The sequence below is a fragment of the Veillonella sp. VA142 genome (assembly GCF_003992135.1).
GTDB lineage: Bacteria > Bacillota > Negativicutes > Veillonellales > Veillonellaceae > F0422.
In genome coordinates this window covers 1-15,269 of sequence record NZ_RQVN01000015.1, presented here as the reverse complement: position 1 = coordinate 15,269, position 15,269 = coordinate 1, and the positions used below count along the sequence as shown (strand labels likewise).

The window sequence follows — 15,269 nt, the reverse complement described above, 5'->3', positions numbered from 1 at the left end:
ACTGAAAGGGTCCTTCGGGGCCCTTTTCTATTTCTACAATATATTATAGTTCTATACAGGAATCGCTCTTTCCAATCGGAAGGAATAAATGTACACCTCTTTCACAGGGTATGGTGTCAATCGTTCCAACGCTTCTTTATAGAGCATGAGTTGAATGCGATAACGCTCTACCAAAGCCTCCTCGTCTAGACGGTCGGTCTTATAATCCACTAGCACCCAAGCTCCCTCTTCTAGGAATGCTGTATCGATGATACCTTGTAGGAATAGTTCTTCTCCATCTAGCATCTCTGGGTACACACGATTCGCTGGAAATAGCATGCTGAACGGTAGTTCTCGTTCCACTCGTTCTGCTCGTAGCAATCGTTGTCCTAGGTCAGAGTGAAAGAAATCATAAATCCGTTTTTCGCTAATCGCTTTTCGTTCTTCATCCGTCAAATACCCCTGTAACGCTAGGTTATCTAAGGCTTGTTTTAAGGTTGGACGAGTATAACTTTGTAAGGGCAACCATTGCATCACTTCATGCATAAGGGTACCCCAACGGGCACCACTGCGAATCGGCGTAGACTCATTCATAGAAGATAAGGCTACATCGAAGGGTCCTAGGTCTACAGGAACTTCTTCTGATATATCCTCTGCACTCTTTTCTTTGCCTTTCTCAGCACCGTTTTCCATGCCCTGCTCGCCAGTTGGCTCAGTATCATCAGTACATGCATCCGGTATACTATCGAGCATACTATCGCCTATTAACATACCTTCTACGGAACTATCTAAGTCCTTACTAGAGTCTACTACGAGCAGTTCAGACCTATCTGGTGTCCCAGATTCTCCTTCTATATTGCTGTTATATTGCTCTGTTCGATAGTCCGGCTCAATCATCTGCTTCGCCAGTTCTTCCAACTCCACAAAGCGCCGTTTAATTTCAGATACAGAAATTTTTCCCGCCCGTTCCGTAGAACTTTCATAAGCATACACAGAGGTCAACCGGTCTATCACGACAGGGTCCAATGGTGGCGCTTCCACCGGTAGTTGAGCTCGTACTTGTTCTAGAATATTTACTTCTACGGATGGTGTTTCCTGTGAAACACTGTAGTCATTTCCATCATGAACATAGAAGGATACAGGGCAATCTTTGTAAGGTATATCTGGGAATTGCGGACTTTCTACCTCCGCAAATTGACGCAACTGCGTGCCTGCCGATACATGGCGAGCTAAACTCCGCAGGATCCAATCTAAATAGGAATTACAGCCTAGAATTTGTTCTTTCGTGAAAGCACTTTCACCCCACTGTAAGACAGGCGCCACCCATTCTCCCATTTTCTTCGTCGCTGGTCGATCCGTGGAGCCATTGATGGATCCCTTCATATAGCCTGTAATATAGAGCTTATCTTTAGGCCGAGTTAATGCCACATAAAGGATACGCTCCTCTTCAGCTTTCAAATTTTCTTCCAAAGCTTGGCGCACAAACATCCAAGGCACAGAGTTATACATAACACGCAAATCTGGAAAGTACCCTTTTAACCCTACTCCATATTCTTTATGCAATAGTAAGGGCCGATTCAAATCCATTTTGTTAAAGCCCTTTTGAGTGCCCATGAGGAATACCACTGGGAACTCTAGCCCCTTACTTTTGTGGATGGTCATAATACGCACTACATTGTCCGCTTCGCTCACTGTTTTGGCAACGCTCAAATCTTCTCCAGATGCCTGCAAACTTTCAATAAAGCGCAGAAAACGGAAAAGTCCACGGTAATTGCCACTTTCATATTGTTTGGCACGCTCATACAGAGCCAGCACATTGCCACGGCGCACCAAACCATTCGGCATGGCGCTCACGTATTCCACCACATGCAAGGTATCGTAGATATGCCAGATTAAATCTGTAATACCTTGTCGGCGAGACATAGTCCGCCATATATCCATGGAGTCTACAAAGCGAATCCACCCTGCCTTTTGGGAATCTTCTACAAATGAGCGCAACCCGCTCCACAAACTGTTCTCCCCTACGGACAAGCGTAGGCGCCCTAAATCGTTCGCATCCATCCCGATAAGAGGTGACTGTAAGACGATGGCCATGGGCAAATCCTGCTCTGGATTGTCGATAATTTGCAACAAGGATAGCACGAATTGTACTTCCATAGCACTAAAATAGCCAGATTTTTCCTCCGCATAGGCAGGGATGCCTTCTCGTCGTAACAGGTCAATCATACGGCTTGCCGACCCAGAGATAGACCGCTTCAAGAGCACAATATCACGCCATTCCATAGGACGAAAAGTACCGTCTTTATCTTGTACCAAGGCACCGTTGTTCTTTAACTCTTGGATTTTACGGATCACAAAGAGCATTTCCTTTTCATCGTTCTCTAAATCTTCTCTGTCTTCTGCTTCTGTTTGGGCCTTGTCCTCATCACAGCAGAGCACGTGCACTTCCACGTCCCCACCTACCCATTCTGGTGGCGCATTGTCTACGATACGACCGGTGTGGAGCGCCTCTGCCTCACCATAGGTAAGGCCTGCCCCTTCATCGGTCATGATTTGAGAGAAAATAAAGTTCGTCACATTCAGAATCGCTTCATGAGAACGGAAGTTTTGTGACAAATCGATGCGTCGTTCCACACCGTTCACATCGTGATCAAACCGATGGTACTTCTCCATAAATAGCTGCGGATCTGCCATGCGGAATCCATAAATAGACTGCTTCACATCGCCTACATAGAAACGATTGTCCCCACGAGATACTAAATTCACGATAGCCTCTTGCACCCCATTCGTATCTTGGTATTCATCGACCATCACTTCCTTGAACGTATCTTGTAACTCTAGCGCCACCTCAGATGGTTTGAGTTCCTCTGTGGATTCCGGGTCCACCAACAAGGCTAAGCATAGATGTTCCAAATCAGAGAAATCGATCATACCTGCTTCTTGTTTTGCCTTCTGAAAGTCCTCATGGAATCGTTTCACCAACCCGATAATCCCATGTACTAATGGTACCAAATACTCCATTTGCTCTCGCCAATCTGTTTCCGTAATGGCAAAGACACCTTTCGGCATGGATTGTAATATATCTTTTCCTTCCGCCAAAATGGCTTTAATTTCGCTGAGGATAGCCGGGTCGCTTTCATTCATGGCCTTTGTAGCACGTAATACAGGGAAACTAAATCCTCCAATGCTTACTACACCTAGATGCATAGCATCCCAGGTGTCTGATTTTTGCATGGTTTGTAACAGCGTTTGCAGTTCGCTGACCTTCTCCATCCATTTGTCGAACCCATTGCCTAGGGTCGCCAAGCGCTGTGCCTCTTCATAGCGCTCTAGAAGATACTCAATTTGCCGTTGTTGTTCTTTCCAAAATACTTCGCCCCATGTCGTTTCTAACAAAGTCTGGTGTAACGCTTGCTCATAAGTATCACACACCTGATCTAACCAACGCATAGGCTGACTTTGAGCCAAGGCAAAGTTGTATATTTGAAATACGGTCTCCCGCAGGATCTGGTCTGACCGTTCCGTGCTAAACATATCGCTCACATCGTAAATGTTATACAGCCCTTGTTCATAGGCTTCCAGCAAAATCTTGTCCAACACATCGTATCGCATGAGGGCTAATTCCCCATCATTACCGATGGTAAAAGACGGGTCTATATCTAGTTTATAGAAATAACTGCGGATGACCCATTGGCAAAAGGAGTGCAAAGTAGAAATATGTGCAGACGGCAACATATTCAATTGTTCTTCTAAATAAGTGTCCCCTGTGGCTTGAAACTCTTCCGCTAGTTTGACCCCAATACGGGCTTTCATTTCTGCTGCCGCCGCCTTTGTGAAAGTTACCACCATCAGTTCCTGAATGGTTAACTCACGTCGTTTCAAGCGTTGTATCATGCGCTCTACGAGGACTGCCGTTTTCCCAGACCCCGCCGCCGCAGACACTAAGATTGTTTGGGACGGTAACTGCCCCGGTCTAGGCGCATCAATGGCGCTTTGTTGCGCATTAGTCCATTTCATAGGTAGCCCCTCCTGTTTGTAATCCTTCCATCTTCTCCAATGCTTCCTCTTCGGTCATGGTCTTAATATAACGATATCTGTTGCGGGTTCCATCAAAGCGACATAAGGCTTGAAACTCGCAAAATTCACAAGGTCGCCGTTTATCCTTTTGGTAAGGACTAATAGGAAATTCTCCATCCATCATCTGTGTACCACTGTTAGAAATAATTTGTTTTGTGTATTCCTTCATAAGACCAAATTGTTCTATAGTCTTCAAACTTTTGGATGTGCGACTATCTGGAGTACCATCCTTTTTCAGAACAATCGGTACATAGGGGGAGTTACTTTGGTAAGCCCTCGTCATATCTAAGGATTGTAAGATGTCACCGTCAACAAAGTATCCACTATTTTTCAACTGTTGACCTCCCGTCTTTTCTTCTTCCGCCCGTCTGCGATTCACGACTTCTGATAGTTTCACTTGCGGATTCCGTACATACGTATAGAGAGCAGCCGCCGTGCCAATTCTATCCTGTGTATTCTTTTCCAGTGCTAATAGATAGGTCATTAACTGCAACTTCAAACCGTAGTAGATTTCATCAGCTCGCACCGTTGTGCCACCTGATTTATAATCGATGACCGCCGCATAATGGCCCAATGGTCCACAATATTCATCGACACGGTCAATTTGGCCTCTCAATACGATACTTTCGCCATAATTTTTACCCAATGGAATCCGCACTGGATACCAACTAGATGTACCCATACCAAAGCTTTGCTCTACTTCTGTAGTAGAAAACTCGCTCTTTTTGGACCAATCTACGAGACGTGCTACCGTAGCCGATAAGGTCGATGTTAATCGAGTATACAATTGCGCTTCGTACGCATTTCGCTCCTCCGTGCCCATCACTGCATCCGCTGCTTCATGACATAGGGATTCTTGTTCTTCCTCTGTTAAATCCCGCCATTGTCGGCCCGCTTTTAATAGATACTCCCCTAAATAGCGCAATGTATCATGAAGGAAGGTACCAATTTCAGGCGCTCCAAAGGATTTGACCTTCCGTGGGGCTAAGCGCAGCGCATATTGGGCATAGAAACTGTATGGACACCGATGGTATCGTTCTAGCCGTGTAACGGATCCTGTTAAGGCATCGCTGCGTAGCAATAACCCTCGCACAATACTCTGCTCAATGCGTGGCACTGTATTGGAGTCAAACATGCCTCGTGTAGCAAAGAACACCTCACCTCTATAGCCAGTTTCCAAACCCCAATTATAGAGACTCCACCAACTGGAGGAAATAGAATCTCCTTTCATGAGGGCGCTCATGTGACTAGAAAAGAGTCCTAAACTTTGGGATGGTCGCCACAGATAGTCCTGTTCTCGTCCTTCTGGCATAGATAGTGGCGCTTCTTCGATAGTTTTCACATATCCATATTGTTGTAAACGGCGCACTACCAAAGATGGTTCCATTTTAGACCCTTCTTCATCGGATGTGACATAGGACAGGTGCAGTCCTTGGCTAGCACGGGTGCAGGCTAAATAGAATAAGAAATTTTCATTGAACATTTGCCCTAAGGCACCCGCCGCTAGTTGCACACCTACCTTAGCCAACGCCGTCCGCTCTTGGTCACGCAGAATACCTTCGTCCCCCATTTTACGAGGAAATACGCCTTCATTGAGGCCTAGCACATAGACTTCCTTCGCATCTGTCATATAGCTACGGTCGATGGTGGTAATCGTCACATGATCCAACGATGGCGGTACCAAGGAGTAGGTCACTTCACTAAGTCCTTCCTCGATGATAAGTCCCATCTCTTCAGCATTTAACATTTCTGATCCTGTAACGGATGCACATTCCTCTAGCAATTGAATAGCATGTTTATAGAGCTGTACATGGCTAGCACTTTCTTGTACATCCCCACGGTCTTCTGCCTCGTCATACCAATATTTCAATTGCTCTGGAATGCGCCAATCTTGCATGGTTTGGAATAGGAACTCACTCCATTCCTGTCCCCTATGTGACAGTTTACAGAAATCATAGATTGGTCGCAAATATTCCAAGACGCGCATATGTAAAGCCTGCATCACAGCTCGTCGTTCTTCATCGTCTTCGCCACCATAGGTCCACGCATCTCGTAACCACGCTGCCCCTTGAATGCCGTATTCTAAACAATAGTTTTCTAATCGGTCTACTTCTTCCCGTGTGAAAGGAGCAAAATCCGTTTTCAGTAAGCGGAACACTGCATCATGATCAAAAAAGGTGCGATACACATGGAAGATCCCTTGCAAGAACTCCGCCAAAGGATGGCTGGTCATCATCTTCCGTTGGTCCGAGAAGAAAGGAATACCATAATTCATACACGCTTTTTCGAGTACATCACCATAGGACTCCATGTCCCGTAATATAATGGTGCAGTCTTTCCAGCGATGGCCATCCTCTTGACGATATGCTAAAATCTTCCGGCATACCGCATCGGTTTCCCGTTCTCGATTGTAGGCACTCACCATGGTCAACGAATCTTCGGTGGTGTTTGCTTTCATAGGAGTCCTGAAAAACTGTATATTTAACTGTTGTAACACGGGCGTCCCACGATAGACGGTATTCATGTCATGCACCACTGCCTCTGGATACCAAGTCACCATATCTCGGTAGGTCTCCCACACCCGGAAATACATAGATCCCTTGCGACTGTGCACCTCTTCCTCCAAGGATGGCAAACTGATCGTCATATGGCAAGATTCACTGAGGGAAAACAACCGTTGAATCAATCGATATTGTAGTGGCGTAAACCAATGGAATCCGTCTACAAAGACATGGCAATGCTTCATGAGTGGAGACTGTGGCAATAGGTCGATCAATGTTTCCATGGAATCTTGAACGCCTAACTCTTCCAATGCTACATCGTAGCGTTCTAATAACAAGGATAATTCTTGTAATTTTCTGCCCAACACCATAGAGTCTACCTGTTGTACCGCTCCCGACAAGTCCTCTGGCGTTACCCCAAAGGCTTTGCACTCCGTCAACAGCCCTTGTATCACATCTCCAAAATGAGGTTGTTTCGCTGCCTGTTTAAATAGGTCCAACTCTCCTTCGGATTGCTTTAACAATATACGAAGGACTAGTTTTTTGCCAATTTCCGACAAACCTCCTTCTTTCACTTTTCCCAAGGATTGATACACTTGATAGGCTAACCGTGTCATGCCCACTACGCGCACCGTGGTGAACCCTTTTTCCTTACGATACTCTGCTAGCTTGCGCTCCATCATATACGTCGCCGGGTCTGGCACAAGGACAATAATCTGGTGGTCCGGATGGTCTTGTAAAATTCGTTCTATCTCTGCGAAACAAGCCGTGGTCTTTCCCGTACCTGCTCCGCCAATATATAACTGTGGTTGCATGTCCAACTCCTTTTCCTCTCAACACGTTGTATCTATCTCTATCCTATCATGTCTAGGGCACTTAGTAAAATTGCCAGGTCCCTCAACCGATTGACCTGGCAATAGTATATATGTAATTAACGGTACGCTACCCGTTTTGGTTGCATATCGTGAAAGTGCAAGCGTTCCTTCGCTGTGGCTTCCCAATCGGTGCCCGGTTTGCCATAGTTGGCGTACGGATCAATAGACAAGCCCCCACGTGGTGTAAATTCTCCCCACACTTCAATGTATTTAGGTTCCATTAATACCACTAAATCTTTCATGATGATGTTGATACAATCTTCGTGAAAGTCTCCATGGTTGCGGAAACTAAATAAATATAATTTTAAGGATTTACTTTCCACCAGTTTTTCATCTGGTACATAGGAAATGTAAATCGTTGCAAAGTCCGGTTGCCCCGTCATAGGACAAAGACTTGTAAACTCTGGACAATTGAATTTCACAAAATAGTCATTTCCTGGATGTTTATTCGGAAATGCTTCTAGCACCTGCGGTGCGTAATCTGTAGGATAGTCCGTATGGCTACCTAAAGCATGAACACCTTGTAATTCTGCTGCATTACGACCACTACTCACGAACTAAAACCTCCTTATTTTTATAGACTACTTTCTCCAACGCATTGATCAAGAAGTAGCTCACCACACCACACACGAACTGACCTACTACGAGGGAGCTTACTAATACCCAGTATGGAACTGGCAAGAAATAGGTCAACCAAATCGGTACAATCAATCCTGGTACAAAGGTAATGATAGGAATCAATACCCAGTTGCCTAAGCCTTGGCGTTTCGCAAGGACGATCAAACCTGTTGTCAATAATCCTACGATAGCTCCACCGATAGCATCCACCATGCCGAAACCACCCATCATTGTATTGCTGACAAAATTTGCAATACCAAAGGCTGGAATCGTGAATGGAAAGATTGCTGACAATCCATAGAGCGCTGTGGCAATACGCACTTGATACTGACCAAAGGCAAAACCTTGTGTACTGAACATAAGCGCCAAATACATAGCGATGGAAATGGCAGAAATCGTCAATCGTTGTGTGTTGTTAAATTGTTTCATTATAACTCCTTAGTTTTGTTTACAGACAGGAGGATCTCGAACTGTCTATCTAATACTTACTACGACATAAATCGTAGTTACCTAGAACATTTCTAGGGTTTTAAAAGGTTCCGGGTATTCCAATGTTCCGCTGAGAGGCTCCGCATCTTGATCTAATCGAATCCCCATCATATGCTCCCGGTCCAATCCTTCTGGTGGTTCTACACCAAAATTATATGCAAAATCATAGCCCAACCTTGGGTAGTACACATTACTACCGTACACGAATAAGTAGGAATACCCCATCTTACGAGCCAATCGTTGGCCCTCCAACACAAGAGCTCCCCCTACGCCGTGTCCACGCATAGACTGTGCTACCGCAAGTAATCCTAAGATGAGCACATCTTGATTGCCTACTTTCCCACGTAAGAACATGCCATATCCTGCAATGGCATTGTCAATAATCGACACCAAAGACAACTTAGGAATATACGCATCGGACTCGCGCAATAATTCCACTAGTTTATATTCTCGTCCTGTACTGCGATCCGCACTGATATAGGCTTCTCGCACGAGAGCTGTGACGGTATAAAATTCACGCTTTTTCTCTTCTCGTATAATCATAGTTCCTCCAGTTCACGATGAAAGTACACCAAATGGATTGCTGACCTTTAGTATACCGAATTTCTTCGATAATAGCAAATGTATTTCCCTTATTTCTTAGCTTTCTTCGCTAATCGAGCTTGTTCTCTTTGCTCTTGTTTTGTCAATCTTTCTTGCTCTTTTGCTTGCTGCTTTGCTAATTGATTTTCCTTCTTAGCCTGTTGTTTTGCTAATCGATCTTGTTCCTTCGCTTGCTGTTTCGCCAATGTTTGTTCTGCTTGTAACTTAACTCGTTCCGCCTTTGCTAAACGTTGTTGCTCTTTCTTCTCCAATGTTTCTTGTTTTCGTTGTGCTTTCTCTAATTGGCGTTGACCATGTATATCCAAGCGTTCCTGTTTACGTTCTGCTTTTTGCAATAAAACCCACTCTTGTTTGGCTGCTTTCATAATCGGTCGTTGTTCCTTTTTGGATGCATCCCATTGACCACCAGCCATAGCCTCTTGCACTTCTCCGTCAATAGGCTGTAAGGCTACATTTCCTTGGTTCTTCACCGAAGGCACTACTAATTCCAAATGACTTCGCTGAGATTTTCCTTGTTGAAAAGTCTGTACTTGCACTCCTCCACGATTTGGCAACGCAGATGTATCAATTCGGAAGGACTCCATTTTCTTTTGGATTTCTTCTTTCGTCAAGGCTGGTTCCACTGCAATTGGGGTACCTTCATCCGTGCTATCCGCCTGTGCTTTACCCTGTTTTGCTTCTTCCTGTTCAATCTCATAGTTCATAATGGACCGACGATTTTCATTATACAGTCGCAATGCCAACATACGGTCACTTTCATTCATAGTCTCACGACGTGATACCACATCTGCCATCATCGGAATAAGCTCTTTTCTAGTGAAAGCCCGCGATCCTAAATCCACTCCTTTAGTATCTGTAATCGCTCCATGTCTCACCAAGGTCATAAGCGCTTGATATTCCCAATCAGGAGGACTCACTACACCGTACGGATTCGCCTCTGCTTGGGCTACTGTCAATCCACCAGCTACCAATGCCAATGCTATATAATATCGTAACTCCTTCATATCTATATCCTTTCTATTACCTATGCCGTCCTATATACTGCGCGTTAGGAAAGTCTGCTAACCACGTCGTTTCACCACTAGTGCGAACAGCCACAACTACCGCTGTGGCAGGGCCACCGCTGTGATCTAACTCTTCGTCCATCAGTTCTATGGACTCTATGGGAGCCCCTTCTAAATAATGTAACACCGTCAATTCTTGGCGAATACCTCTGGATCCAATAGGCACCACATGAGATGTACTAGGATGTGCCAAGGCTCGTTTCACCTCATCATAAGTCACAATCCATTCTGGTTGCTCTAACACTTCATTACCTACTAGGGGTCTTCCTAATACGTACACGGCGTAGGGTTCTCCCGTACCAAGTATTTCTGCTGCCCCTATTCCTAAAGCCGTAATCCCTACGGAAGTAGTGCTCACTTTCATATTACTTTCATGGCTACCATTAATGGGCACAGTAATACCTAATGTATCCAGTTCATCTTGGATTCCCTGTACCACAGAGGTTACCACCGTATCATAGTCACCACCAATAAGGTATTGTATGGCTTTCACAGTACCTCTAGCACATAGAATTTCTAGCATAGCCACACGAGCTGCAAAAGCCCCCACCATAGTATACGGTACGGCTAGCACATCATGTTCTTGCAACCCAATACCACTACTAATATCACTGGCAATGAGCCATTCTTCATCCTCTTTCAAAGACAGTCTCGTTATATCACGCATTTCGTTTACCACCAAATACTCGATTTAATTGACTCACTACAAGAGCCGCCCCTACATAGTTCAACGCATAGGCTAAGGACAAAGGGACAAATAAAATAGCCACCACCTCTGTGCTCGGCATCATCCAGGCAATCACAGCGAGCCCGATGCCAACATTAATGATATACCCTACTATACCACTAATTATATAAGAAAAAGATGAAGTCATTCGTTTTGTTATATATCCAATACTAGCCCCCGTGCCTGCCATAATAATAGCGACTGCCACATGGATGGGGACACCAAGGGGAAATCCGGTGGAGGCCGCTGTCGCTACATGCCCTAAGGCACCGAGTACAGCACCCGCTACAGGACCTAATAGTAAGGCTCCTACAAAGGCCGGCGATGAATCAAATCCAATGGAGTACACACCAAAATGAATCTGTCCGCCAATGGCACAAAGGGCAATCAATAAGGCATAGGCCGTAATCATTCTAATATTCATAATAATCACTCCTAGGGAAGAATAAATCATAGTTTCTATATTTATTATAGGTGACCCTCCCTCATAAAGCAATCATTCATGGTTTTTTCATGTACAACCTCTATACTACTTCTGTACATCTCTTTAAACTGTGTTAAAAATACGATACAATACAATTATATACTAACGCATGAAAGGAGTTCTTATGAAAGTCTTAATTGTTGAAGATGAAGAAATGCTGAATAATATTATCGCCAAACGTTTGAAAGTGGAATCCATGATTGTAGACCAATGTTATAACGGAGAAGATGGCTTAGATTATATTTCTACATCCAGTTATGATGTCATCATTATGGACATTATGATGCCAAAAATGGATGGTCATGCAGTGGTACAACAAATGCGTGCAGAAGGCAACAAAACACCGGTCCTCTTCTTAACTGCTAAAGATGCTTTAGAAGATAAAGTGTCTGGCTTAAACCTAGGCGCCGATGACTATTTAGTGAAACCTTTTGAGTTTGAAGAACTCATTGCTCGTATCTACGCCTTAGCTCGCCGTGGCCGCAACCAAGCTATAGAAGATATCCTTGCTGGTCCTTTACGCATCAACCATAAAAGTCGTTCCGTCTTCCTCAACGGCGCACCCATAACATTAACTGCCAAAGAATTTGACTTGTTATTCTATCTAGCAAGCAATCCAAATATCGTCTTGTCTCGCCAACAAATTCTCGATCATGTATGGGAATATGACTATGAAAGCTACTCCAACCTCATCGATGTATATATCAAGGACTTACGCAAAAAGGTCGACATCGATGAAAGCCAAAAATTAATTCAAACGGTTCGTGGCGTAGGCTATGTATTCCGCACCGAGGAATAATCTATGCGCTCTATCACCAATCGCATGTACCATAGTGTCATACAACCTATATGGCATCCTATAGAGATCTTTCTATTACGCGTTCCTTTGGTGTATAAAATCACCAGTTGGTACTCCTTCTTTCTCTTGCTTATGATTGGTCTCCTTACTACGTTCGTAATTCAATTTACCCACATTTTTGATCGAAACGAAATGCGTACAGATTTGCAAGAAGAGGTAATTGAAGCTGCTACCCATCCAAAAAAATACAAACCTTTTGATGATGGTATCTTTCTATTGGTATACTCCCACGACGGCATCATCTTGAGAGGTACTCTACCTGAACAATTCCCTAAAGAGGCTCCCCCTTCCTTTGATGGCATAACTGAAGTTAATCAAGATACACACTCTTTCTTGTACTATGATGCGCCTATTCATCATCACGTCGGTGTACAAGGCTACATTCGTGGTGTTGTACCTATGAGCTTTCTCGATCGAAAATCAAACAATATGTTCCTAGCTTTATTGTTAGGAGGCATTCTATTCGTTACTGTCGCCACCATAGGTGGGTATTGGATCATTCAACGTGGTTTAAAACCAGTGCGTACCGTAACAAACTTAGCAGAACAAATTTCATTAAAACGGGATTTGTCGGAACGCATCGAAAATATCCCTCAATCGGGAGATACCATGTACCAGTTAGCATCTACTTTCAACCATATGCTTAGTAGTTTGGAAGAGGCCTCCAATCGGGAGAAACGTTTCAACTCTGATATTTCTCACGAATTGCGCACTCCTATTGCTGTGATCCAAGCAGAAAGTGATTACGCCCGCCAATATGTATCTTCTTTAGAAGAAGCTAAGGAAAGCTTTCAAAATATTTTTGTTCAAAGTAAGGGCATGGCTGATATGGTGTCCCAATTGCTAGAGATAGCACGACTTGATAGCTTAACTAATATCGATAAAGTTCCAGTGCCTCTATCTGAAGTAGCGACACAATTATCTCTTACCTATGGCCGTTTATGTAAAGAAAAGGGGCTTACTTTTACTAGTCATATTGACGAGGCAATCACTGTTCATGGCAATCAAATCTTATTGCAACAAGCGATGGCAAATCTGTTAGATAATGCATTAAAATTTGCCCACCATACAATCCATTTTGAAGTGTCCCTAGGTAATACCATTCATATTTTTGTCCAAGATGATGGCATAGGTATTCCCCCTGAAAGCATCCCTATGATTTGGGACCGCTTATACCAAGTAGATCCATCTCGTACATCAAAAGAAAACAAAGGTCTCGGCCTTGGACTCTTCTTTGTACAAAATGTGGTACAACTCCACGAAGGCACCTTAGAAGTAGAAAGCACACCAGACGTACGCACCATCTTTGGATTCCATTTACCACTTCAATCCGAAACGGATACAGAACTAGAAAAGAACGTATAGAATCTCTAGCCTGTATTCCCCTAAATTCTAGGTGTGTCTAACAACATACATAATCAGTACGGCACTGTAACAAAATACTGTATATACAACAGAGGAACGTTGACCAACTCGATCAACGTTCCTCTATTTGTATAGGTACATTATATGAGTATGCATATCGTATGGCTACCAACTGTGCTGGACTCATATACCCTCTATTAAGTTATGGAATATTAGGGCGATTTCCATGGACTTTCAATACTAGGTAACCAATGAGCATCATTCCTATACCGGCTACAAGAAAGACATAGGATGTTCCCCAGTAAGTGGCCACCACACTAGCAAATAAAGGCCCCATCATATTCCCTAACTGTTGCGATGTCGTGGCAAGTCCGAATACTCGTCCACGCACGGATGGATCGGTATTCACCGTCATAGCTGATCCAAGAGATGGGAAGATACCCACAATAAATACACCGATGAGTAATTGCAAAATACCAAACCACCAAAGGCCAAAGGGTAAGCTTTGCAACAATAGTACGACACCTGTACCTAATAATCCATAGGAAATAACCCTAAAGTATCCTCGCCGTTGTCCATAGGCAGCCCACACATTAGTCATAATCATGCCCATCACACCACCTCCACTGAGAATGGAGCCCGCTAGCATAGCAGCCCCCTCCATGGAACCTTTTAGCTCACCCACATAAATGGCCACGATAGGTTGTAGCATGAGCATGGCAGATTGCACCAAGAAATATAACCCTAAAATATGGAGTAATACCTTATTTCGTTTCGCCTCCTGTATATCTTCTCTGAAAGAAGTGACTTTCATAGGAGCTGCGCTTTCAATATGTGGCTCTTTCACAAAGATTGCGATGGCCGCAGTAACGATAAACAAAGTAATCCCTGCCACCATAAATACAGGGCGCATCCCTACCGCTAATTCTGTGAGACCTCCTGTCAAGGGACCTACTGTATTCCCAAGGACTAAACCCATCTGAAAGATGCCCATCGCTATCCCTACTCGCTCCTTCGGTACTGACAACGATACCATCGTCATGGCAGCTGGCATAAATCCATTGGCAAACCCTTGGAATGCTCGGACTAATAAAAATTGATATTCATCTTGTACGAAAGCACCCCATAAATAAGAGATGCCAATTAAAATTCCTGCCCGAACTGCCATTAATTTCTTTCCGTGCTTATCCGCCAATCGTCCCCATATAGGAGCCATAATGGCAGCAATAAAAAAGGAGATAGAAAACGACAGTCCCGACCAAAGGGCTAAATGTTCCTGTTCTACTCCCAGTTCTAAGAGGTACACGGGGAGGAAAGGAATAATCATAGTATAACAAATGGCTAGCAGCGACATTCCTATGGTGAGAATCCACACTGCCACCATTCCTGTTTGTTGTAAACGTTTCATATGTCACATCCTCTAATTCACTTCAGATTGTAACCTTATTGTAACACATCTATTATAAGGTCCCAACAAATCCATCTGTTCATAAAGAAATAAAAAGGGGCTGTAACAAAATAGCCCACAAATAAAATAGAGGAAAGTTGATTAAAAAGTATCAACTTTCCTCTATTTTTTATATTTTTAATAGGCAAAAGGGTCCCGAAGGACCCTTTTCATTGGTATA

At 43.9% G+C, this 15,269-nt stretch carries 11 protein-coding genes; 2 read left to right on the top strand and 9 right to left on the bottom strand.

Annotated features, from left to right (window positions below):
- Positions 1–51: 51 nt before the first annotated feature.
- The 8 genes from addA to EO117_RS06565 form a co-directional block, all read right to left on the bottom strand.
- Positions 52–3,996: a helicase-exonuclease AddAB subunit AddA gene (addA, locus tag EO117_RS06600; protein WP_126939691.1), complete on the bottom strand. Its 3,945-nt coding sequence runs from the start codon at positions 3,994–3,996 to the stop codon at positions 52–54.
- Positions 3,983–7,372, bottom strand: coding sequence for a PD-(D/E)XK nuclease family protein (locus EO117_RS06595; RefSeq protein ID WP_126939690.1), 3,390 nt, complete (start codon positions 7,370–7,372; stop codon positions 3,983–3,985). The genes addA and EO117_RS06595 overlap by 14 nt, the downstream gene beginning before the upstream one ends.
- Positions 7,373–7,488: 116 nt before the next feature.
- Entirely contained in the window at positions 7,489–7,986 is a 498-nt protein-coding gene (gene queF / locus EO117_RS06590) for a preQ(1) synthase (protein ID WP_126939689.1), read from the bottom strand.
- A complete protein-coding gene (locus EO117_RS06585; protein ID WP_126939688.1) occupies positions 7,979–8,479 on the bottom strand; it encodes a QueT transporter family protein in 501 nt (166 codons plus the stop codon). Before EO117_RS06585 ends, queF begins: the two co-directional genes overlap by 8 nt.
- Before the next feature lie 81 nt (positions 8,480–8,560).
- Positions 8,561–9,082, bottom strand: coding sequence for a GNAT family N-acetyltransferase (locus EO117_RS06580; RefSeq protein WP_126939687.1), 522 nt, complete (start codon positions 9,080–9,082; stop codon positions 8,561–8,563).
- Positions 9,083–9,171: 89 nt separating this feature from the next.
- Entirely contained in the window at positions 9,172–10,146 is a 975-nt protein-coding gene (locus EO117_RS06575; RefSeq protein ID WP_126939686.1) for a hypothetical protein, read from the bottom strand.
- Between the two features lie 16 nt (positions 10,147–10,162).
- Entirely contained in the window at positions 10,163–10,873 is a 711-nt protein-coding gene (locus EO117_RS06570; protein WP_126939685.1) for a hypothetical protein, read from the bottom strand.
- A complete protein-coding gene (locus EO117_RS06565; RefSeq protein WP_164727516.1) occupies positions 10,866–11,357 on the bottom strand; it encodes an ECF transporter S component in 492 nt (163 codons plus the stop codon). The genes EO117_RS06570 and EO117_RS06565 overlap by 8 nt, the downstream gene beginning before the upstream one ends.
- Positions 11,358–11,541: 184 nt before the next feature.
- Between EO117_RS06565 and EO117_RS06560 the strand changes: the two genes are divergently transcribed.
- The gene (locus EO117_RS06560) at positions 11,542–12,216 is read left to right on the top strand and encodes a response regulator transcription factor (protein ID WP_126939683.1); all 675 of its coding nucleotides are present in this window, start codon (positions 11,542–11,544) and stop codon (positions 12,214–12,216) included.
- Between the two features lie 132 nt (positions 12,217–12,348).
- Positions 12,349–13,641, top strand: coding sequence for a cell wall metabolism sensor histidine kinase WalK (locus EO117_RS06555; RefSeq protein ID WP_164727515.1), 1,293 nt, complete (start codon positions 12,349–12,351; stop codon positions 13,639–13,641).
- Positions 13,642–13,843: 202 nt separating this feature from the next.
- Here EO117_RS06555 and EO117_RS06550 read toward each other — a convergent pair whose 3' ends face one another.
- A complete protein-coding gene (locus EO117_RS06550; protein WP_126939681.1) occupies positions 13,844–15,049 on the bottom strand; it encodes an MFS transporter in 1,206 nt (401 codons plus the stop codon).
- Between the last annotated feature and the right edge of the window lie 220 nt (positions 15,050–15,269).